20 protein-coding genes are annotated in these 22,023 nt (G+C 65.8%); 16 read left to right on the top strand and 4 right to left on the bottom strand.

The features are described from left to right. The first annotated feature begins 3 nt into the window (after nt 1-3). From J2S97_RS03065 to J2S97_RS03075, 3 genes are read left to right on the top strand one after another with little or no spacing between them, the layout of a single operon-like run. Nucleotides 4-750 (top strand): lysophospholipid acyltransferase family protein, encoded by a 747-nt coding sequence (locus tag J2S97_RS03065; RefSeq protein ID WP_307046429.1) that lies wholly within the window; start codon nt 4-6, stop codon nt 748-750. Then, on the top strand, nt 747-1,799 hold the full coding sequence (locus J2S97_RS03070; protein ID WP_307046431.1) for an NAD(P)H-dependent glycerol-3-phosphate dehydrogenase: 1,053 nt from the start codon (nt 747-749) through the stop codon (nt 1,797-1,799). The genes J2S97_RS03065 and J2S97_RS03070 overlap by 4 nt, the downstream gene beginning before the upstream one ends. A gap of 2 nt (nt 1,800-1,801) precedes the next feature. Then, on the top strand, nt 1,802-2,950 hold the full coding sequence (locus J2S97_RS03075; RefSeq protein WP_307046433.1) for a D-alanine--D-alanine ligase family protein: 1,149 nt from the start codon (nt 1,802-1,804) through the stop codon (nt 2,948-2,950). 32 nt (nt 2,951-2,982) lie between these two features. Here J2S97_RS03075 and J2S97_RS03080 read toward each other — a convergent pair whose 3' ends face one another. Beyond that, a complete protein-coding gene (locus J2S97_RS03080; RefSeq protein WP_307046434.1) occupies nt 2,983-3,486 on the bottom strand; it encodes a DUF3515 domain-containing protein in 504 nt (167 codons plus the stop codon). Between the two features lie 94 nt (nt 3,487-3,580). On the opposite strand from J2S97_RS03080, the gene thiL reads away from it, so the two are divergent. The 4 genes from thiL to rsmD are packed head-to-tail and all read left to right on the top strand — an operon-like array spanning nt 3,581 to nt 8,451. Then, a complete protein-coding gene (gene thiL / locus J2S97_RS03085) occupies nt 3,581-4,606 on the top strand; it encodes a thiamine-phosphate kinase (RefSeq protein ID WP_307046435.1) in 1,026 nt (341 codons plus the stop codon). 22 nt (nt 4,607-4,628) lie between these two features. After that, nucleotides 4,629-5,630, top strand: coding sequence for a DAK2 domain-containing protein (locus tag J2S97_RS03090; protein WP_307046564.1), 1,002 nt, complete (start codon nt 4,629-4,631; stop codon nt 5,628-5,630). After that, on the top strand, nt 5,620-7,833 hold the full coding sequence (locus tag J2S97_RS03095) for an ATP-dependent DNA helicase RecG (RefSeq protein WP_307046437.1): 2,214 nt from the start codon (nt 5,620-5,622) through the stop codon (nt 7,831-7,833). Before J2S97_RS03090 ends, J2S97_RS03095 begins: the two co-directional genes overlap by 11 nt. 39 nt (nt 7,834-7,872) lie before the next feature. After that, nucleotides 7,873-8,451: a 16S rRNA (guanine(966)-N(2))-methyltransferase RsmD gene (rsmD, locus tag J2S97_RS03100; protein WP_307046439.1), complete on the top strand. Its 579-nt coding sequence runs from the start codon at nt 7,873-7,875 to the stop codon at nt 8,449-8,451. 58 nt (nt 8,452-8,509) lie between these two features. On the opposite strand, the gene J2S97_RS03105 is transcribed toward rsmD, so the two are convergent. Together J2S97_RS03105 and J2S97_RS03110 are read right to left on the bottom strand one after the other, a co-directional pair. After that, nucleotides 8,510-9,295: a spermidine synthase gene (locus J2S97_RS03105; protein WP_307046441.1), complete on the bottom strand. Its 786-nt coding sequence runs from the start codon at nt 9,293-9,295 to the stop codon at nt 8,510-8,512. Between the two features lie 2 nt (nt 9,296-9,297). Continuing rightward, complete coding sequence (locus J2S97_RS03110; protein WP_307046443.1) at nt 9,298-10,506, bottom strand: aminotransferase class I/II-fold pyridoxal phosphate-dependent enzyme; 1,209 nt, start codon at nt 10,504-10,506, stop codon at nt 9,298-9,300. A gap of 141 nt (nt 10,507-10,647) precedes the next feature. Between J2S97_RS03110 and coaD the strand changes: the two genes are divergently transcribed. The 7 genes from coaD to ftsY all read left to right on the top strand — a co-directional run bounded on the left by coaD (nt 10,648) and on the right by ftsY (nt 18,799). Continuing rightward, entirely contained in the window at nt 10,648-11,148 is a 501-nt protein-coding gene (gene coaD / locus J2S97_RS03115) for a pantetheine-phosphate adenylyltransferase (RefSeq protein ID WP_307046445.1), read from the top strand. Nucleotides 11,149-11,323: 175 nt separating this feature from the next. After that, nucleotides 11,324-11,848, top strand: coding sequence for a YceD family protein (locus tag J2S97_RS03120; protein ID WP_307046447.1), 525 nt, complete (start codon nt 11,324-11,326; stop codon nt 11,846-11,848). Between the two features lie 36 nt (nt 11,849-11,884). Then, a complete protein-coding gene (rpmF, locus tag J2S97_RS03125; RefSeq protein ID WP_009356569.1) occupies nt 11,885-12,088 on the top strand; it encodes a 50S ribosomal protein L32 in 204 nt (67 codons plus the stop codon). Nucleotides 12,089-12,106: 18 nt separating this feature from the next. Next, entirely contained in the window at nt 12,107-12,829 is a 723-nt protein-coding gene (gene rnc / locus J2S97_RS03130) for a ribonuclease III (protein WP_307046449.1), read from the top strand. Nucleotides 12,830-12,836: 7 nt separating this feature from the next. Further along, on the top strand, nt 12,837-13,817 hold the full coding sequence (gene mutM / locus J2S97_RS03135; RefSeq protein ID WP_307046451.1) for a bifunctional DNA-formamidopyrimidine glycosylase/DNA-(apurinic or apyrimidinic site) lyase: 981 nt from the start codon (nt 12,837-12,839) through the stop codon (nt 13,815-13,817). Between the two features lie 96 nt (nt 13,818-13,913). Then, entirely contained in the window at nt 13,914-17,522 is a 3,609-nt protein-coding gene (smc, locus tag J2S97_RS03140; RefSeq protein ID WP_307046453.1) for a chromosome segregation protein SMC, read from the top strand. A 62-nt stretch (nt 17,523-17,584) separates the two neighbouring features. Then, complete coding sequence (ftsY, locus tag J2S97_RS03145; protein WP_307046455.1) at nt 17,585-18,799, top strand: signal recognition particle-docking protein FtsY; 1,215 nt, start codon at nt 17,585-17,587, stop codon at nt 18,797-18,799. Here ftsY and J2S97_RS03150 read toward each other — a convergent pair. Beyond that, nucleotides 18,796-19,962, bottom strand: a complete 1,167-nt coding sequence (locus J2S97_RS03150; protein ID WP_373460490.1) for an MFS transporter — start codon at nt 19,960-19,962, stop codon at nt 18,796-18,798. The two genes, ftsY and J2S97_RS03150, sit on opposite strands and share 4 nt — an antisense overlap. Before the next feature lie 355 nt (nt 19,963-20,317). Between J2S97_RS03150 and J2S97_RS03155 the strand changes: the two genes are divergently transcribed. Beyond that, entirely contained in the window at nt 20,318-21,670 is a 1,353-nt protein-coding gene (locus J2S97_RS03155; RefSeq protein WP_307046459.1) for an ammonium transporter, read from the top strand. Continuing rightward, the gene (locus J2S97_RS03160; protein WP_011692333.1) at nt 21,667-22,005 is read left to right on the top strand and encodes a P-II family nitrogen regulator; all 339 of its coding nucleotides are present in this window, start codon (nt 21,667-21,669) and stop codon (nt 22,003-22,005) included. The genes J2S97_RS03155 and J2S97_RS03160 overlap by 4 nt, the downstream gene beginning before the upstream one ends. Nucleotides 22,006-22,023: the final 18 nt, after the last annotated feature.

The following is a 22,023-nucleotide window of genomic DNA, read 5'->3' on the forward strand; positions in this document are numbered from 1 at the left end:
CCAGTGAAGGAAACGGCCAAGAGCCGCATCACCTTTGTCATCGTCGCCGGGATCGTCAGGCCCGTGATGAACCTGCTCATGAACAAGAAGTGGGAAGGGCTGGAAAAGCTTCCGGCGGGCGGCTTCATCGCTGCCCCCAACCATTGCACGGAGATCGACCCGCTGGTCATCGGTCACCTGCTTTACAACCAGAAGCGGATGCCGCACTTCCTCGCCAAGGGCGGCCTCTTCAAGGTGCCGGTGGTCGGGGCCGTGTTGCGCGCCACCAAGCAGATCCCGGTGGAACGCTCGACGGCGGGAGCCAACCGTTCGTTGAACGTCGCCAAGGAAGTGGTTGCCGAAGGCGGTGCAATCATCATCTACCCTGAAGGCACCCTGACCCGGGACCCGGACCTGTGGCCGATGAAGGGCCACACGGGCGCGGCCCGGATGGCGCTGGAGAGCGGTATTCCGGTTGTTCCCATGGCCCACTGGGGCGCACACCAGGTCTTCCCCCGCTACGCAAAGCGCTTCCACCTGTTCCCCCGCCGGACTTCCCGCGTCATCGTGGGAGATCCCGTGGACCTTAGCGCTTTTGAGGGCCGTCCGCTGGACAAAGCCACGCTGGCGGCGGCCACCGCCGTCATCATGGACGCCATCACCGGGCTGCTGGCAACCCTGCGGTCGGAGCAGCCTCCCGCCGAACGGTGGGACCCGGCTGCCCACAACCAGAGCAAACACGGACGCAACATCGAATGGGACGGCAAATGACCCAGGAACAGGCCGCAGCGGGCTCAGCGAAATCGGTCGCCGTCCTCGGAGCCGGCTCCTGGGGCACCACCTTTGCCAAGATCCTCGCGGATGCGGCCACGGCATCCGGCGTTGAACGGAACATCCGGCTCTGGGGCCGCCGCAGCGAAGTCGTTGAGCAAATCAACACCCGGCACCGCAACCCGCAGTACCTCAAGGAGATTGACCTCCCGCACAGCATCACCGCATCCACCGAGGTCGCGGACGTGCTCTCCGGCGCAGACCTTGTGGTCCTGGCCGTTCCCGCCCAGTCCCTGCGGCTGCAGCTTCGCGAGTGGCGGCACCTGATCTCACCGGACGCCCTGGTGGTTTCCCTGATGAAGGGGCTGGAGCTCAGTTCGGACGCCCGGATGAGCGAAGTCATCTGTGAGGAACTGGGAATCAAAGCAGACCGCGTTGCCGTGGTCTCCGGACCGAACCTGGCCATGGAAATTGCCAGGGAGGAACCGACGGCGTCGGTCGTGGCCTGCTCGGACGCCGAGGCGGCCTCATGGATCGCGCGCAGCTGCACCGCACCGTACTTCCGTCCCTACACCACCAGCGACGTCGTCGGCGTTGAAATCGGCGGCATCGTCAAGAACGTCATTGCCCTGGCCGTGGGCATCTGCGAAGGCAAACAGATGGGCGACAACACCAAGGCATCCGTGATTACCCGCGGGCTTGCGGAGACGTCCAGGCTGGCGCTGGCACTTGGGGGAGAGGCTCAGACCATGGCGGGCCTCGCAGGCCTGGGGGATTTGGTGGCCACCTGCTCCTCGCCCCTGTCCCGTAACCACACCGCCGGACGCCTCCTCGGCAAGGGGCTAACGCTGGAACAGGTGGCAGCGGAAATGACCCAGACGGCCGAAGGGATCAAGTCGGGCCAGGCCGTGCATGAACTTGCCGGGAAGCTCGGCGTCGAAATGCCCATCACGGCGGCAGTGGTTGCCGTCCTGGCCGGAAAATTGTCCGTTGACGAACTGGGACCGCTGCTGCTGGCCCGGGACCTTAAATCCGAAGGCGATTACTGACTGTGTCGGAAGAACAATTGAACAAGAACACCGGTGGGGCCCACGCCAAACCACGCGTTGCCGTTTTGTTTGGGGGCCGTTCGAGTGAGCACGCCGTCAGCTGCGTGACGGCTGCCGGCGTTCTCGGCGCCATCGACTATGACAAGTACGATGTCATCCCCATTGGCATCGCCAAGACCGGCCAGTGGGTCCTTGCCTTGGGGGACACCCGGCAGTGGTCCCTCTCGGCCTCCTCGCTGCCAGAAGTGGCGCCGTCGGCCCGGACAGTCACGCTCGCCGAAATCGGGGGCGAACACCAGCTGATCGTCGCCTCACCGAACGAAGTCCCGCAGGAACTCGGCTCCGTGGACGTTGTCTTTCCGCTGCTCCATGGACCGTTCGGCGAGGACGGCACCATCCAGGGACTGCTGGAGCTCTCGGACACCCGCTACGTGGGTGCCGGTGTCCTCGCGTCCGCGGTCGGCATGGACAAGCACTACATGAAGGTCGTCTTCGAAGCCGCCGGCCTGCAGGTGGGTCCGTACATCGCAGTGACGGACCGCCAGTGGATCACTGACCCCGAATCTGTCCGCAAACGCGTTGACCTGCTGGGGTACCCCGTGTTCGTCAAGCCTGCCAGGGCGGGATCCTCGATGGGCATCTCCAAGGTGGACTCCCTGGAGGGGCTGGACGCGGCCATCGAGGCTGCCCGTGAGCACGACCTCAAACTCGTGATCGAAGCCGGAATCGTGGGCCGCGAAATCGAGTGCGCCGTCCTGGAAGGGCGGGGCACCGACAGCCCGCGGACCTCGATGCCGGGCGAGATCGCAGTGGCACCGGGTGAGCACGAGTTCTATGACTTCAATGCCAAATACGTGGAGGACGACGCCGCCTCGCTGAGCTGCCCGGCCGACATCCCTGACGAAGCTATCGCCCGGGTCCGCGAGCTTGCCGCCGCGGCGTTCGATGCTGTGGGAGCGGAGGGCCTCAGCAGGGTTGACTTCTTCTACACCCCCGACGGTGAGCTGATCATCAACGAGATCAACACCATGCCCGGCTTCACGCCCAAGAGCATGTACCCGCAGATGTGGGCTGCCTCCGGACTCAGCTATGCGGACCTGATCGACGAACTCATCTACCTGGCACTGCACAGGAAGACCGGGCTGCGCTAACCGCTATTGCCGCTCCGGCTAGTGTCGCTGCGCTACTGCCCGGTGGGCAGGTTCCGCAACTCTTCCTGGCCCACGCAGTTCCTGGTGGCCTTGATCTTCCCGGCAGCGGCGGAAAGTTCCGCCAGCACGGTCGCGGAACTGATCTGGTCCGGGTCCATGAGGATCTCTGTGGCCGGTTCACGGCCGAACGTCGTCAGCGTCCATACGGGGTCGCCTTCCTTGATGACCCAGTCAATGCCGTTGACGCTGACGCAGCGGTCGGTGGTGGGGCCGGGAACGTTGACCCCGCAGCGCAGGATGACCTTGGACGGATCGCCCCAGGCAGCGGTTGCCTGGGCATTGGTCTTACGCAGCCCGGCGTCACCCATGGTGTCCGGAAGGGCAACCATCATGGGGGCGCAGGCAGGGTTGGCCGCATCCTTGGCCGGTGACACGTCCACCACCGGGGCGCACGCGCTGAGGGCCAGCACCACGGCCGCCGCCGTTGCCGGCAGGCGAAGCGAGCGGATGGAAACCGGGGTGCGGAGCTGGTGCATGTTTTAAGCCTATCCCGCCCCGGCATGCCGGACGGACGCCTGCCCGGGGCGGGCCCAGGGAACGGATGTCGGTCCCGGACTGTAGCGTAGTGCTGTGCCTGAAAATCACCTCACCGTCGCCGGACTTTCCGAGTCCGAACTCCTCGCCAAGATCTTCCCCCGACTTAACAACGGACCCGCACAGGGCACGGCGCTCCTGCTTGGGCCCGGGGATGACGCTGCCATTGTGGCAGCACCGGACGGGCGGACAGTGGTCAGCATTGACACCCAGGTGCAGGACCAGGATTTCCGGCTGGTGTGGCGCAACGGGTACCGGACTACAGGCTTCGACGTCGGCTGGAAGGCCGCGGCACAGAACCTTAGCGACATCAATGCCATGGGTGCGCGGTCCACGTCGATGGTGGTGAGCCTGACGCTGCCGCCGGAGACGGCGGTCTCCTGGGTGGAGGACTTTGCGGACGGACTGTCCCATGCCATCCGTGACCTTGGCGCTGCCGGTTGTTCCGTCGCCGGCGGGGACCTGGGCCGGGGCCGGGAGCTCGCCGTTACCGTGGCCATCCTGGGGACCCTGGATGGAAGGGAAGCTGTACTGCGCTCAGGTGCCCGCCCGGGTCATACCGTTGCGCTGGCCGGAACGGTGGGGCACGCGGCGGCCGGGCTTGCCCTGCTTGAGTCCGGGCCAGGGGTTGACCTGCTGACGCCGGAGCAGCGAGCCATTATGGACAGGCAATGCCGCCCGCTTCCGCCACTGGCTGCGGGACCGGCAGCGCTCGCCGCCGGGGCCTCGGCAATGATGGATATTTCCGACGGCCTGATCCGCGACGGCAGCCGCCTGGCTGCGGCGAGCGGCGTCGTCCTGGACCTGGATCCGGCCGTGCTGAAGCACCTCACCGGTCCTTTGTCTGCAGCCGCTGACGCAGTAGGCGGGGATCCCATGGCATGGGTGCTTGGCGGCGGGGAAGATCATGGACTTCTGGCCACATTCCCCGCGGACGTACAGCTGCCTCCGGGTTTCGCTGCGATAGGCTCAGTAGAAGCCCTTGCACCAATGGAAAGCACTGGCGTCAAGATAGCGGGCAGGCCCGCTGAGACTGTGGGATGGGATCACTTTGCAGACTAAGATTGCCGCCAACGCGCAAGCGATGAAGCGGTGGTTGGGCAAGGCCGAAACAGCGCTCGGGAACCACAGCGACCGGCTCAATGCGATCAACATTTTTCCCGTGGCCGACGGCGATACCGGCACCAACCTCTATCTGACCGTCCGTGCCGCTGCGCAGGCCCTCAGCAGCCCCGCAGCACCGCATGACCCCGGGACAGCGAACCGGGCCGCGGGGATCCACAGCCAGCAGGACGTCGGGGCAGTCCTTGCTCGGGCCGGCCAGGCCGCCATGGAACAGGCACGCGGCAACTCGGGAACCTTGTTCTCGGTGTTTCTGTGCGCCGCCGCCGAGCCTTTGGCCGGGCACACCCGCCTCAGCTCGCCGTTGCTGGCAGCGGCGCTGAACCGGGCCCAGATCCGGGCCTGGTCCGCGCTGAGCGACCCCGTTCCGGGGACCATGCTGTCCGTCATGGAGGCGGCTGCGCGGGCGGCAGCTGCGGTGGACGCCGACCAGAACGGGGACGACAGCAACCATGCCCTGGGCCTGGCCCTGGACGCAGCGGTTGAGGCGGCCCTCGAAGCGGTCGTCCGGACCGAAGACCAGCTGGCCGCCCTGCACGAAGCCCATGTCGTTGACGCGGGAGGGGTGGGCATGCTGCTGATCCTGGACTGCCTGCGCTCCGCTGTGCTGGGCGAAGAACTTCAAAGCGAATTGCTGGACGGCCTGCACGGCTACGACGTCCAGGATCCCCACATCCACGCGGACATGCCGGACGACGACGGCGTGGAAGTCATGTGCACCATCAGCCTTTCGCCCCTGGACGCGGCCACGCTGCGCCAACGGCTGGACGAGATGGGTGATTCGGTGATTATGAGCCAGGTGGGCGGCGCCATGGGCGCCGACGGAAAGTACCGCTGGCGTGTGCACGTCCATGTTCCTGCCCCCGAACCGGCCGTGGCACTGATTGGTTCGCTTGGGGAACCGACGGAAATCTCAGTCAGCCAGCTCGCCCTGCCGCGGGACCCCGCCGGACATGAACACTGAGCTGGAACTGGGCCTGGAACGGCGCATCGGCAAACGGTCCGCGGCCGTCATTGAGAAGCACCTGGGCATCACCACTGTCGGCGGCCTGCTCAACTACTTTCCACGCCGTTACCTCAGCCGTGGTGAGCTGACGCCCATCAGCGAGGTTCCGATGGATGAAGAGGTCACGCTCATCGCCCGCGTCGTCTCCAACAGCACCCGTGCCATGCGGGCGCGCCGCGGCACGCTCACCGACGTCGTGATTACGGACGATGCAGGCACCCTGAAAGTAAGCTTTTTCAACGGCTACCGGGCCAAGGCGGAGCTGCTCCCGGGGCGGCGGGCCATGTTTTCGGGCAAAGTCACGCGGTACGCCGGCAGCCTGAGCCTCACCAACCCGGACTTCCTGCTGCTGGACGAGGACCCGGACACCCCTGGCATGGATCCGGAGAAGCTCGCCGCCATGCCCATCCCGGTCTATCCGGCAACTGCCAAACTCACCAGCTGGTCCATCCAAAAAGTGATCTCCACCCTCCTTGACACCGTCGATCTGGATGTCCTGGATGATCCGCTGCCGTCCGAGGTCTCGGCCCGGGAGAAGTTCCTGCCGGCGGCAGAGGCCTACCGGCTGATCCATACGCCGCAGGTGCCGGCCGACTGGCAGCGGGCCAGGGACCGGTTCAGGTACCAGGAGGCTTTGGTCCTGCAGTCCGCCCTCGCGCGGCGCCGAGCCCAGCTGGCCGCCGAGGAGGCGACGGCCCGCCGGCCGGTTACAGAAGGAATCCTGGCTGCGTTCGACCGCCAGCTGCCATTTACGCTCACCGCCGGCCAGTCGGCCGTCGGGAAAACGCTCGCGGACGAGTTGTCGCAGGACAGCCCCATGAACCGGCTCCTCCAGGGTGAGGTGGGATCAGGCAAGACCATCGTGGCCCTGCGCGCCATGCTCCAGGTGGTTGACGCCGGGGGACAGGCCGCACTGCTGGCGCCTACCGAAGTCCTGGCAGCCCAGCACTTCGAATCCATCCGCCGGACGCTGGGACCGTTGTCCCGCGACGGCCTGCTGGGTGGCCTGGGTCCCGATACCGCGCAGGTCACGCTGCTTACCGGCTCCATGCCCACGGCTGCCCGCAAACAGGCCATGCTGGATGCTGCTTCAGGCACTGCCGGGATCGTGATCGGCACGCATGCCCTGCTCAGCGACAACGTCTCGTTCTACGACCTCGGGCTGATCGTCGTGGATGAACAGCACCGCTTCGGAGTTGAGCAGCGCGATGCCCTGCGCGCGAAAGCCAGCAAGCCGCCGCACCTTTTGGTCATGACAGCCACGCCCATTCCTAGGACCGTGGCCATGACCGTGTTCGGCGACCTGGAAACGTCGGTGCTGGACGAACTCCCCGCGGGCCGTGCGCCCATTTCCACGCACGTCGTAGGCCTCGCCGAAAATCCCGGCTGGGCCGGGCGCATCTGGTCCCGGTCCCGGGAAGAGATCGATGCCGGACACCAGGTTTACGTGGTGTGTCCCAAGATCGGCGAGGACGACGACGGCGACTTCAGCCCCGGGGAAGCGGAACCGTCCGCCGCCGAGCTGGAAGGTGACGGGCCGGCCCGCGAGCTCGCGTCAGTCACTGCCGTAGTCGAACACCTCAGCGGTGAACCGGCGCTGGCTGGCGTTGCGTTGGCGCCGCTGCACGGCAGGCAGGATCCTGTCCTGAAGTCCGCGACCATGGCGTCCTTCACGGCGAATGAGACCAAGCTGCTGGTGTCCACCACCGTGATCGAGGTTGGCGTTGACGTTCATAACGCCACGCTCATGGTGATCCTGGATGCGGACAGGTTCGGCATTTCCCAGCTGCACCAGCTCCGCGGACGGGTGGGCCGGGGCGGCTTGCCCGGCACCTGCCTCCTGGTCACCACGCTGGAACCCGGCCACCCCAGCCGCCGCCGGCTGGACGCCGTGGCGGCCACGACGGACGGCTTCGAGCTGTCGCAGGAGGACCTGAAGCTGCGGCGCGAGGGCGACATCCTGGGGGCGTCGCAGTCCGGCGGCCGGTCGGCGCTCAAGCTGCTGCGCGTCCTCGAGCATGAGGCCGTTATCTCGAAGGCGCGCCAGGATGCGCAGCGGATTGTGGCCCGGGATCCCGGTCTGGTGGAACATTCCGCTCTCGCGGAGGCAATAGAAGAGTATTTGAACCCTGAAAAGGAGGCGTTCCTTGAGCGTGGCTAGGAGTTGGCGCATGGCTGCAACCAACGGGACGGTGGGGGCATGAGCCGCATCATTTCCGGTGCCGGGGGCGGAATCCCGCTGGTCAGCGTGCCGGGTTCCATGACCCGTCCCACCACGGACCGAGTCAAGGAAGCCCTCTTCTCGCGGCTTGAAGCGTTCAACGTGGTGGCGGGTGCCCGGGTTCTTGACCTCTACGCCGGATCCGGTTCCCTCGGCGTGGAAAGTGCCAGCCGCGGGGCGGAAACCGTAGACCTGGTGGAGTTTGACGGCAAAGCCAGCGAGGTTTGCCAGCGCAACGCGGACCTCGTCAACGGGGCCATCGGCCGCAAGGCCGTGTCGGTGCACCGGTCCCGCGTGGAGTCCTTCCTGGAACGGACGGTGCAGGGCGCGTTGTGGGACCTTGTGTTCCTGGATCCGCCGTATCCGCTAGACGAGCCCGCCATGGGGGCGGTGCTGGAGGAACTGTCGCCCTTTCTGGCGGAGGCCGCCGTCGTGGTGGTGGAGCGCTCCTCCCGCAGCCCGGAGCCGTCGTGGCCGGCGTCGCTGGAACGGTTCGCCGAGAAGAAATACGGCGAGACCAAGCTGTGGTTTGCCGAGCCCGTGGGCGGCGGCAGCTGACTGGCCGGATGCCGGAGCCCGCCATAGCCTTCGCTGCCCGGCCCTGCCTGAGCCCGGCCTAACGGGAGAGCGCGTCGAGGTCCATGCCGGCGAGCACCCTCGCTGGGTGCGGGCCGCGGGCCTTCAGATCCTCGGTCCATCCAACGGGCCAGGGACCCTGGGTGCCGATGAGTACGATGTTGCCGGGATGCCGGCCGGCGAACATGCTGGACTCGGCGAACGCGGACACTCCGGGCATCGCTCGCCGCAGGGCAGCCACCTGGCTTCGGACAAGTGTCAGCCCCGGTTCGTCGCCCACGTTGATTATCAGCACGCCACGCGGCGTCAGCTTTGCCGCCGCTTCCGCGTAGAAGGCGGTGCAGGCGATGTGCTCCGGCGCTTCCGGCCCGGAGAAGATGTCCAGGATTACGACGTCGAAACGCAGTTCCGCAGGCAGCTCCGCCAAGGCGTCCCGGGCGTCGCCGATCAGCGTGTGCAGCTCCGTCCCGTCCGGCATCGGCAGCTGCTGCAGGACGAAGTCCAGGAGCTCGCGCTCAAGCTCCACGGCGTACTGCACAGACCCTGGCCGGGTCGCCTGGATGTAGCGGGCCAGCGTCAGCGCCCCGGCCCCAAGATGCAGCGCCCTGACGGGCTCACCGGCAGGGGCGGCCAGATCCACCACGTGGCCGATCCGGCGGAGGTACTCGTAGAATATTTCGCCCGGTTCAGCGAGGTTCACGTGGGACTGCTCCGCGCCGCCGATGGTGAGCACGTAGGCACCCGCGGTGAAGGCATCCGGCTCGATGGCTGCATGCTGACCGGTTTTCCGGAGGAAGCGCGAGGCCGCCGCGGGCCGGGCCGCCACCGTCAGAGCCTGTCGCGAAGCGTCGCGAGCCTGGCGGCGGCTTCTTCGAGGATCTCGGTCTTCTTGCAGAACGCAAAGCGGAGCAGGCTGCGGGTCCGTTCGGCGCCCTCGGGGTGGCAGAAGACGGGTACCGGGATGGCGGCGACCCCCACCAGCTCCGGAAGCCGCCGGGCCAGGTCCACCGAGTCGGAGATCCCCAGGGGTGCCGTGTCCACGTTGACGAAGTACGTTCCCTGCGGTGTGAAGACGTCCAGGCCTGCGGCCTTCAGCCCCTCGCTGAGGATGTCGCGCTTATGCCTGAGGGTCTCAGAGATTCCGGTGTAGAAATCGTCAGGAAGGCCGAGCCCCACGGCGATGGCGCCCTGGAACGGCGTGCCGGAGCTGTAGCTCAGGAACTGCTTCACTGTCCGGATGGCGGCCACGAGGTGTTCGGGTCCGCTCAACCAGCCGATCTTCCAGCCGGTGAAGGAGAACGTTTTGCCGGCGGAGGAAATGGTGACTGTCCTGCCGGCAGCACCGGGCAGGGACGCCACGGGGATGTGACGTTCCCCGAACGTCAGGTGCTCGTAGACCTCATCAGTGATGATCACGGCGTCGTGCCGGGAGGCAAGTTCGACGACGCGCTGAAGCACCTCGCGGGGGAAAACCGCGCCGGTGGGGTTGTGCGGGTTGTTGATGAGCACCACCTTGGTGCGGCCGCTGAAAGCCGCTTCCAGTGCCGCCATGTCCGGCATGAAGTCCGGAGCGAGCAGAGGCGCCGTCACATGCGTGGCTCCCGCCAGTCCGATGATGGCGCCGTAGGAGTCGTAGAACGGTTCGAAGGTAAGCACTTCATCACCGGGTTCCACGAACGCCAGCAATGAGGCAGCAATGGCTTCGGTGGCGCCGGTGGTGACGATGATCTCTGTCTCGGGGTCCGGCGTCAGTCCGTAGAACCGCTCCTGGTGTGCCGCAATGGCCTCCCGCAAGGGAAGGATTCCTTTCCCCGGGGCGTATTGGTTGGCGCCGGCAGCGATGGCCGCCTGCGCAGCCGCCTTGATCTCCGCGGGGCCGTCCTCATCGGGGAAACCCTGTCCCAGGTTGATGGCACCGGTCCGGACCGCGAGGGTGGTCATCTCCTCGAAGATCGTGACGCCGAGTGTGCCGTTGGCTGCCAGCAGGTTGGCCCCTGATGCCGCCCGCTGCCACGGTGCCGGAACTGATGTGGTCACTGTCTGCCTGCCTGTCGGTTGGTTACGGCGTTCTCTGCCCGCCCTCTGACAAGAACTGCGCCCACTGCAACGGTGCAGGGATTGTTCGACTCGGGCATCCAGTCATGTTATCCCGGCCCGTGAATGGGGTAGGTTCGGAGCATGAGACGTGCCGTATGCCCAGGCTCCTTCGACCCGATCCACAATGGCCATCTTGAAGTCATCGCGCGGGCCGCGGGCCTCTTTGACGAAGTCATCGTGGCGGTGTCCACCAACTACGCCAAGAAATACCGCTTCTCGCTGGAAGAGCGCATCGACATGGCGCGCGAGACCCTCGCGTCGCTGCGCGGCATCGTGGTGGAGCCGGTGGGGGAGGGCCTGCTGGCCGAATACTGCAGGCAGCGGGGTGTGTCTGCGATCGTGAAGGGCCTTCGTTCCTCGTCCGACTTCGACTATGAGCTCCCGATGGCAACCATGAACCGGCAGCTCAGCGGGGTGGAAACGGTGTTCCTTCCCACCGAAGGCCACTACCTCCACTTGTCGTCAACCCTTATCAAGGAAGTCTTCACCTTGGGCGGCAGCGTGTCCGACTATGTGCCCAGGTCGGTGTTGAAACGCCTGCTGGCGGGCGAGCCGTCCTCGGATCAGCCCGGCAGAGGGTAGGCTTGATCGGTACGCAACGGCCCCTGCCGGTTTTGCGGCCCATTCCCAGACTGTCACGCGGTCCTTTACTGTGTGGCTTTCAGCCGGTTTGAGTCCGCCCGGGAGATCAGGCTAAGATAGTACGTCGGTCATATGTTCAACAGGAGTTCTCATTAAACGAGATGCTAGTTCGCCCTTGGCGTTCGACGTCAAGGACCTCGGACGCAGTCCGGGGAGCATGCGGACGCTGACGGAACATGTACCTGCACCAAGGGATCTTGGTGTGGCACTCATTGGCGTGCAGGAAGGCTCGGACATCGAGCTGGATCTGCGGCTGGAGGCCGTACACGAAGGAATTCTGGTATCAGGAACCGTTCTCGTCGGAGTAACCGGCGAGTGCGGCCGATGCCTGGATCCCCTTGCGTATGACCTTGAGGTCAATGTGCAAGAACTTTTCTTCTACGAGGGCGCCCAGTTCTCCGCTGAAGAAGACGAAGAAGAGCAATATCGAATCGAGCACGATTTAATCGATCTTGAGCCGGTGTTGCGGGACGCGGTTGTAACCATGCTGCCGTTCCAGCCGGTGTGCCGGGAAGACTGCCAGGGCCTTTGCTCCGAATGCGGAGTACGCCTGGAAGACGAGCCGGGGCATCACCACGAGGTCGTAGATCCTCGCTGGGCTGCCCTAGCTGACTTGGCTAAGCCTGACCGGCAAAATTGATTTGTAAGTGTTTTTCTAGAGAGAAATGAGTTAGCCGTGGCTGTCCCGAAGCGGAAAATGTCTCGCTCGAATACCCGCGCCCGCCGCTCCCAGTGGAAGGCAACTGCCCCCCACCTGGTGAAGACCGTTGAGAACGGCCAGGTTACCTACAGCCTGCCGCACCAGGCAAAGGTCGTTACCGACTCGGCTGGCACTGCGCTGTTCCTTGAGTACAAGGGCCGCAAGGTCGCAGACGTCTAATCGGCCCACTGGCTGAACATGACGTCTTCAACTGAAGAGCTTTTGAAGCGTCTCGGTGTCTCTATTGACGCCGGGACGCTTCGTCTTGCTCTGACACATCGTTCGTATGCCTACGAAAACGGCGGCATACCCACCAACGAGCGCCTCGAGTTCCTGGGCGATTCCATCCTGGGTTTCTCGGTGACGGATGCGTTGTACCGTGACAACCCTGCCTTGCCTGAAGGCGACCTCGCGAAGCGTCGGTCAGCCGTGGTGAGCACCAGGGCACTTGCCGGAATCGGCCGCAGCCTCGGCATCGGTGACTACATCTACCTCGGACAGGGCGAAAAGCTCACCGACGGCAAGAACAAGTCCTCCATCCTCGCGGACACCATGGAGGCCCTCATCGGCGCCACCTACGTGTCCAACGACATCGAGACGGCACGCCAACTGGTCATGCGGCTGATCGGTCCGCTGCTCCAGGACGCCGCTGCGCTTGGCGCCGGAACCGACTGGAAAACCAGCATCCAGGAATTGGCGGCCAGCCGTCAGCTTGGCAGCATCTACTACGCCGTGGAGGGCTCAGGCCCGGACCATGCGCGGACTTTTGAAGCCGTGCTCCGGATCGGCGGGACCGACTACGGTCAGGGTGCCGGTCGCTCCAAGAAGGAAGCTGAACAGGAAGCTGCCGCCGATGCCTGGCGGAAGCTGTCAGCTGCCGCGACGCCAAGCCTCCCGGCGGATTCCGAAACCGGCCGCTAGGTTTTCCGTGCCTGAACTGCCGGAAGTCGAAGTTGTCCGCCGCGGACTGGTGAGTTGGGTCCGTGGCAGGACAATTACCTCTGTTGACGTCCTGGATCCGCGCTCCATCCGCCGGCACGCCCTCGGCGTGCAGGATTTTGCCGGCAACCTCGAAGGCGCCAAGGTCGTGGACGTGGTGCGGCGCGGAAAGTTCCTCTGGCTTCCGCTGGAGGAGGCCGACGCCGTGCACCCGGACGCCGACGCGGTCCGGCCGCCCGGCACCGCCCGCCCGGCGGTGGCCCTGATGGCTCATTTGGGCATGAGCGGCCAGCTGCTGATGCAGGATGCCGGCGTTCCGGACGAAAAGCACCTGAAAATCCGCCTGCGGCTCAGTCCGGCTGAAGGCATGCCGGAGCAGCTCAGGTTCGTGGACCAGCGCATTTTCGGCGGACTGTTCGTGACGTCCCTGATCCCAACATCCGACGGTGGACCAGGCGGCCTGGGGGAGCTCCCGGCGCCGGTCATTGCCGAGGAAGCCGCCCACATCGCCCGGGACCCGCTCGATCCGCATTTCTCCTTCGATTCGTTCTACCGCCGGCTGCGGGCACGAAAAACCGGCCTCAAACGCGCGCTGCTGGACCAAGGACTGGTTTCAGGTATCGGCAACATTTACGCGGATGAGGCACTGTGGCGGGCGAGGCTGCATTACGCGCGGCCCACCGACACGCTCCGCCGCGCCGAAGCACTGAAGGTTCTTGAGGCCGCCCGCGAGGTGATGCTGGACGCCCTTGCCGCCGGCGGCACCAGCTTCGACTCCCTCTACGTCAACGTCAACGGCGCTTCCGGATACTTCGACCGGTCCCTCAACGCCTACGGCAGGGAAAACCTGGAGTGCAAGCGCTGCGCCGCTGCGGGGATAGTGAGCCTCATGAAGCGCGAACAGTTCATGAACCGGTCGTCCTATACGTGCCCCGTGTGCCAGCCCCGCCCCCGTAACGGCCGGTGGTAGGCGGGAAAAGGCTGTAAATCCGCGGTTTGTCGGTGCCACGCAGTAGATTTAGGGCAGGAACTAGCCGCTTCAGCCACTCAGGAGATCCGAAACACCTTGCACCTCAAGAGCCTGACCGTCCGCGGATTCAAGTCCTTCGCGTCAGCCACGACGTTCGACTTTGAGCCGGGCGTCACTGCAGTGGTCGGCCCGAACGGCTCCGGGAAATCCAATGTCGTGGATGCCCTGGCCTGGGTCATGGGCGAACAGGGTGCCAAGACGCTCCGCGGCGGCAAGATGGAGGACGTTATCTTCGCCGGTACGTCCGGGCGCCCGCCGCTGGGCCGGGCGCACGTGTCCCTGACCATCGACAACACAGACGGCGCGCTGCCGATTGAATACAGCGAAGTGACCATTTCCCGGACGCTTTTCCGTACCGGCGGATCCGAATACGCGATTAATGGTTCCGGCTGCCGCCTCCTGGACATCCAGGAGCTCCTGTCCGATTCCGGCCTGGGCCGGGAAATGCACGTCATCGTCGGGCAGGGCCAGCTGGACAAGGTCCTGCACGCCACCCCGGAGGACCGGCGCGGCTTCATCGAAGAGGCCGCGGGGATCCTCAAGCACCGCCGGCGCAAGGAAAAGACGGTCCGGAAACTGGAGGCGATGCAGGCGAACCTGCAGCGGCTGAGCGACCTCACCAGTGAGATCCGGCGCCAGCTGACCCCGCTCGGCAAACAGGCCGAAGTGGCTCGCCGGGCGCAAAGCGTCCAGTTCGAAGTACGGGACGCCCGGGCGCGGCTGCTCGCGGACGACCTCGTGCAGTTGCAGTCCGCCTTGGCCAAGGACGTTGCCGACGAATCGGCACTGAAGGCGCGCAGGGCCGTCGTCGAGCAGGGCCTTGAAACCGGACGGCAGCGGCAGGCAGTACTGGAACAGCTTGCCGCCGAAGCCACCCCCAAACTCAACGCTGCCCGGGACACGTGGTATCAGCTCTCGGCGGGGCGGGAAAGGCTTCGCTCCCTCGGGTCGCTTGCAGAAGAGCGGCGCCGGCTGCTTGGCGCCGCGGACGATGTCCCGGACTCCGGCCGGGACCCGGAGCAGCTCGAACGGAACGCGGCGCGGGTCCGCGAAGAACAGTCGGCACTGGAAAACGGCATCCTGGAGAAACGCGCTGCCCTGGAAGCCGCCACGGCAGCCAAACAGGATGCCGAAAGTGCCGCCAGCGCCGAAGACAAGCGACTGGCCGCGGTCCTCCGTGCTGCGGCGGACCGCCGCGAGGGGCTGGCGAAACTGGCCGGCCAGGTGGGCGCCGCACGGTCGCGCGTCGAGTCCGCGCAGGCAGAGCTTGGCAGGCTCCGGGAATCCCAGGCTGCCGGCGACGAGCGCCGCCGCCGCGCCCAGAGCGAGTTCACGGCACTGGAATCGCAAGTGGCAGGTGTCGAGGACGGCGAGGAAACACTTGACGCCGATTATGAGGACGCCAGCGCTGTTTTGGACGAAATCCTGGCGGAAATCGATGGGTTGAAATCAGCCGAGCGTGAGGGCGAACGCGAACGGGACGCCCTGGTTGCCCGTCGGGATGCGTTGCAGCTGGGGCTAAGCCGCAAGGACGGTTCGGGCCGCGTCGCCGATTCGGGATTGCCCGGCATCGTGGGGCCACTTGCGTCGATGCTGGCCGTCGAGGCCGGTTATGAAGCTGCAATCGCCGCTGCCTTGGGAAACTCCTCGGACGCCGTCGTCGTGCGGGACGCCGCTACCGCCGTCGAAGCGCTGCAGCTGCTAAAGGACGACGACGCCGGCCTTGCCTCGCTGCTGCTGGCGGCGGCTGACAGGCTCCCCGCGGAGGTGACAGCAGGATCAACCGCCGCTGCTCCACGGCCGCTTCCCGGCGGTGCCCGTTGGGCCGCGGACCTGGTCACGGCCACGGGACTGCTGCCGGGCAGCCTCCTGCGCACCCTGCTGGCGGGAACGGCTGTTGTTGAGGACCTGGAGTCGGCGTCGCGGCTTATCCACGCCCAGCCCGGGTTGACTGTGGTCACACGCGCGGGCGACGTCTTCACGGCCTTCACCGTCCGGGGCGGTTCGGCGAATGCGCCGTCGCTGCTGGAAGTGCAGGCGGCCGTAGACGACGCTGAGGCCAGGATCGCCTCTGTCGGCGCGGACCTTGAACGCAACCGGTTTGCGTTGGCCTCGGCCCAGGCCCGCCGGGCGGAAGCCCAGGAGCGCGCGGACACAGCCTTGGACCGGCTCCACGAATCCGATGCCAGGCTCGCTGCGGTGGCCGAACGGCTGGGCCACTTGAACTCGGTGCTGCGGAGCGCCGTCGGCGAGAGCGAAAGGCTTGGCGCGTCGCTGGCCAAGGCCGAGGCAAACATCGTGGCCGAGCAGGATGCGCTGCAGGCTGCGGCCGCACGCCTGGACGCAGCCCAGCAGGCCCCCGAGGATGAGGAACCCTCTCCGGAACTCCGCGACGAACTGGCGCTGGCGGCGTCAGCGGCAAGGTCGGCCGAGATGGAGGCCAGGCTGTCCCTGCGGAGTGCCGAGGAGCAACTGACGGCCACCCGCAACCGGGCCTTGTCCCTGGAACGGGCAGCAGTTGCCGAGCGCCGGGCACGTGAAGAGGCCGCCCAACGTGCCCGCCACCGCCGGATCCAGGCCGGCCGGGCCGCGGCCGTTTCGGCTGCTGTGGAGCAGGTCATCGCATTTATGGACGTGTCCGTGGACCTTGCCGCGCGCGCGAGGGATCTGGCGGAGGAAGAGCGGGAGCACAGGGACCGCGAACTCGTGGACGTCCGGTCACAGAACAACACACTTATCCGGGAGTTGGCCGAACTGACGGACTCGGTGCACCGCGATGAGCTTGCCCGCACGCAGCAGCGGCTGCGGATCGAAGCCCTCGAACTGCGCTCGGTCGAGGAACTCGGCCTCTCGCCGGACCAGCTCGTGGCGGACTACGGGCCGGACCAGCCGGTGCCCGTGCCCGCGGGGGAATCCGGTGACAAGTGGGCGGCACTCCGCGCACCGGTGGACGAGGCCGGCAAGCCGGTCCCTGAGGGCAAGCCTTTCGTCCGCGAGGAGCAGGAAAAACGGCTCCGGAAAGCAGAGCGGGACCTCTCCTCCTTGGGGCGGATCAATCCGCTGGCATTGGAGGAATTCGCCGCCCTGGAGGAAAGGCACCAATTCCTCAGCACCCAGCTGGAGGACCTCAAATCAAGCCGCAAGGACCTGCTGGACATCATCAAGGAAGTGGATGACCGTGTCCAGAAGGTGTTCGCCGAAGCGTTCGCCGACACCTCGGCGCAATTCGTCCGCGTTTTCGCCCGGCTCTTTCCCGGCGGCGAGGGACGGCTCGTCCTGACCGACCCCTCGGACATGCTCACCACGGGAATCGAGGTGGAAGCGCGGCCGGCCGGCAAGAAGATCAAGCGCCTCTCCCTGCTCTCCGGCGGCGAGCGTTCACTGACGGCAGTGGCCCTCCTCGTTGCCATCTTCAAGGCGCGTCCATCACCGTTCTACGTGATGGATGAGGTCGAAGCCGCCCTGGACGACACCAACCTGGGCCGGCTCATCACCATTTTCGAAGAACTCCGCGAGTCCAGCCAGCTGATCGTCATCACGCACCAGAAGCGGACCATGGAGGTTGCCGACGCGCTCTACGGGGTAACCATGCGGGGCGACGGCGTTTCGGCGGTCATCAGCCAGCGCCTTGGAGCCGAGGTATAGCGTTCCCCCTGGCATCCACACATGTGTGACACGTGTGTGAAACGTTGTGAGAAGCTAGGGGAGTGAATGACATCCTCCCCATTATTCTTGCCATCCTCGCTGCCCTGGTGGTCATTGGCGGGCTGATCCCGGTCTTCATGAAGACCCGCCGGAACATCACCAAGTACCCGGGCACCCGTGACGCCAACGATCCCGCCGAGCCCCAGCGCGGTGCCGGCGGAACGCTGGTGGAGGACCGCCCGGCGGTGACGCCTGGACGCCAGGCGCCTGACGCCGTCGACCTCGAAGGACTGGAAACGGCCGAGGTCCCCGACGACGCGGCGGGACTTGAGGTCATTGCGGTGGAGACGCCGCTGCCGGTGGCGGGACGGCTAACCCGGCTTCGCGAACGCCTGGTCAGGTCAAACAACGTCCTCGGCAAGGGCCTGCTGGCCCTCCTGTCCAGCGACAAGATTGACGAAGACGTCTGGGACGAAGTCGAAGAAACCCTCCTGCTCGCCGATCTAGGCACGGAACCGACCATGCAGTTGGTCGATGCCCTCCGGGAGCGGGTCAAAGTGCTGGGAACACGCACCCCCGAGCAAGTCAAAGCCCTTCTTCGCGAAGAACTGATCAAGCTCGTGGACCCGACCATGGACCGCAGTCTCCGCACGGAACGCCACGCCGATACGCCCTCCGTCATGATGGTGGTGGGTGTGAACGGCGTGGGCAAGACCACGACCGTAGGCAAGCTCGCCCGCGTCCTCGTGGCCGAGGACAAGGACGTCCTGCTGGGCGCGGCGGACACGTTCCGTGCCGCCGCCGCCGAACAGCTCGCCACCTGGGGCCAGCGCGTGGGCGTGCCCACCGTCAAGTCCGACATCGACGGCGCCGATCCAGCCTCCGTTGCTTATGAAGCGGTCAAGGCAGGCATCGACCAGGAAGTCGACGTGGTCATGATCGATACCGCCGGACGGCTCCAGAACAAAGTGGGCCTGATGGATGAACTCGGCAAGGTCAAGCGGGTCATCGAGAAGCTGGCCGAGGTGGACGAGGTCCTGTTGGTGCTGGATGCCACCACCGGACAAAACGGCCTTAACCAGGCTCGCGTGTTCTCCGAGGTGGTCAACATCACCGGCATCGTCCTCACCAAGCTGGACGGCACCGCCAAGGGCGGCATCGTAGTCGCCATCCAGAAATCGCTTGGCGTCCCGGTCAAGCTGATCGGCCTCGGCGAGGGCGCGGACGACCTGGCCCCGTTCGAGGTCGAGAGCTTTGTGGACGCGCTGCTGAACTAGTTCGTCGACGCGCCGCTCGGGGCGGTTCGCTGGAACGTCTCCCGTGCGAACAGCCAGCCGGCGGCAGCCACGATCAGCACGCCGCCGGTGACGCCGAACGCCCAGCCGTACCCGAGCCGGTCGGCGAGGAGCCCGGCGAGGACCGGGCCGATGATGGCCCCGGCGTCGGACGTCATCTGGAAGACCGCCAGCACGCGGCCGCCGGAACGGCCATTGCCGATCACGTCGGCGATGGCCGCCTGCTGGGCCGGGCCCAGCAGGCCCGAACCGATTCCGGCAACGGCGGAGGCCGCCAGGAACCAGGGCATATCGTGGGTCAGCCCGATGCCCGCGGTCGCCAATCCGGTGAGGACCAGCCCGGCAATCATCAGCGGCTTTCGGCCGAGGGTGTCTGCCAGTTTCCCCGAGACCGTGAGCGCTGCGGCGTTGCCGCCGGCAAAGACGGCCAGCGCCCAGCCCGCCGCAGCAGTCCCGGCACCCAGCGCCGCGACGGCGAACAGGGGAACGGTGGCCATACGCACGCCGAACGTTGCCCAGCCGTTGGCGAAGCTGGAGAACAGGCCCGCCCGGTAGGCGCTGTCCCGCAAGGCCTCGCCCAGGCCCATCGCTTGCTCCAGGCCGCTGTCCTTCCGGGACTTGCCGGGTACGTGGCTAAGCTGCGTCTGCACCACAAGCGCCGCTAGGACCAGCGCCGCGGCGTACGCCAGGAACGGAATGCGGAGGCCGAAGCCGGCAAGGAGGCCGCCGACAATCGGTCCGCAGACATTGCCGATCAGGAATGCGGAAGCGTACGCGCCGGAGACCCGGCCGCGGCTCTCCGGCGGCGCAAGCCGCACCACCAGGGCCATCGAAGCCACCGTGAACATCACCGAACCCGCGCCGCCGAGACCGCGGAAAATGAGCAACTGCCAATAGTCCTGGGCGAACGCGCACGCAGCCGTTGAAGCAGCCACGATCAGCAGTCCGGCAACATAGACGGGCCGTTCACCCAGCCTCACGATCAGTGCACCGCCGGCTGGGGCGAACAGCAGCCGCATGAACGCAAAAATACTCACGATCACGGCGGCGGCGGTGGCCCCGACATCGAATGTGGTCGCGAACTGGGGCAACACCGGCGCCACCAGTCCGAACCCGAGCGCAATCAGGAACGCTGCGGCCAGCATCACCTTGATGTCACGCGGCAACTTGGTGGTACCGGGCTGCGCCGCACCTTCCGTGCGGCCGGACTGGCCGCTGTTCCGGCGGGGCAGGGCCTTGGCTGGGCGGAAACGATCGGTCATGGGGCCGTTGTCCTTGCAGAGTGCTGTGGAAGGGCGGTTTTGGAATGGTGAAACATAACCGTAACAAGCAGGATATGCACCATTTACTTCCGGGAGGTTGTTGTAACAACCCGGACATCTAATTCCTCCGCCGGCGAAACACAGCCCGGCAAAAATCGTCTAAGAACTCAAAAGGCGTTGTACAAGCGGAAGACTCCGTTTGCACAACTAAGCATCTAGGCAAGGGAGGACGTGCACCATGGAACTTACCGCAGGTCACGTATGGCTCATGGTTGCGGCGGCACTCGTGCTGTTCATGACACCAGGACTGGCATTTTTCTACGGCGGCATGACACGTGCGAAGGCCGCGCTGAACATGATGATGATGAGCTTCATCTCCATCGGCATGGTCGGCGTGGTGTGGGTGCTCTGGGGTGCATCCATGAGCTCCGGCGAAGGTTTCCTGCAGATCGTGGGTAACCCGTTCGCAACGTTCGGCCTCGAGGGCATCACGGCTCCGGACGGACTCATCAAGGTCGGCTACGCAGCAACATTCGCCATCATCACGGTGGCACTCATCAGCGGCGCTATCGCGGACCGTGCAAAGTTCGGCGCATGGACCGTGTTCGTGCCTGTCTGGGTCACGCTCGTATACTGCCCGCTGGCCTACATGGTCTGGGGCGGAGGGCTCTTCGGGCCCGAAGGCGCTGTTGGCCAGGCACTCGGCCCGGCGATCGACTTTGCCGGTGGCACGGTGGTCCACATCAACGCCGGCGTGGCCGCACTGATCCTCGTTCTGATCATCGGCAACCGCAAGGGCTTCGGCAAGGACCCGAACCACCGCCCGCACAACATCCCGTTCGTTATGCTCGGCGCAGCCATCCTCTGGTTCGGCTGGTTCGGCTTCAACGGCGGCGCAGCAACCACGGCGGAACAGGGCGGCCTCATCTGGGTCAACACCCTCGCCGCTCCGGCAGCTGCCATGCTCGGCTGGCTCATCACTGAGCGCATCCGCGACGGCCACCCGACCTCGCTCGGTGCAGCATCCGGTGTGGTTGCCGGCCTGGTTGCAATCACTCCGGCTTGTGCAAACGTCAGCCCGATCGGCGCGCTTGGCCTCGGTCTCGTAGCAGGTGCGGCTTCCGCCCTGGCAGTCGGCCTGAAGTTCCGCTGGGGCTTCGATGACTCCCTGGATGTCGTCGGCGTCCACCTGGTCTCAGGCGTTATCGGCACCGTGGCACTCGGCTTCATCGCCCTCCCGGTCGAAGGCGTCGGCGGCGGCCTGTTCTACGGCGGCGGACTCACCCAGCTGTGGGCCCAGCTCGCAGCGGCAGGCATCGCGATCGCCTACTCGGCCATCCTGACGGCTCTGATCGCACTGGCGATCCACAAGACCATGGGCTTCCGTGTCTCCCAGGAGCAGGAAGTTGTGGGTGTGGACCTCAGCCTGCACGCAGAAACCGCCTACGAATTCGGAGTCGGCGGCCACGGCGGCAGCTTCCAGCCGCTGCATGAACTGATCACCGGCAAGCAGAGCGAAGAGCCCGCTCCGGTTTCGGAAGACGGCAAGAAGTCTGACGCAGCAACAGGTAAGGAAAGTGTGGGGGCATGAAACTGATCACAGCAATCGTCCGGCCGGAAAAGCTCGACTCAATCCGGGAGGGGCTCGAATCCTATGGTGTGCAGGGCCTCACGGTCAGCGCCGCCAGCGGATACGGCAGGCAGCGGGGATACACGGAGGTGTACCGCGGGGCTGAGTACAACGTGGACCTGCTTCCCAAGATCCGCGTTGAGGTCCTGGCCACGGACGAACAGGCGGATGACATCCTGGATGTCATCATCGCCAGCTCCAACACAGGGCGTGCCGGCGACGGCAAGGTCTGGACGGTGGACGTTTTTGAAGCTGTAAGGGTACGTACGGGAGAACGCGGCTCGGCCGCCATCTAGCCCACGGCTAGCCCCATG

Source organism: Arthrobacter oryzae (assembly GCF_030812315.1).
Classification (GTDB): Bacteria; Actinomycetota; Actinomycetes; order Actinomycetales; family Micrococcaceae; genus Arthrobacter; species Arthrobacter oryzae_B.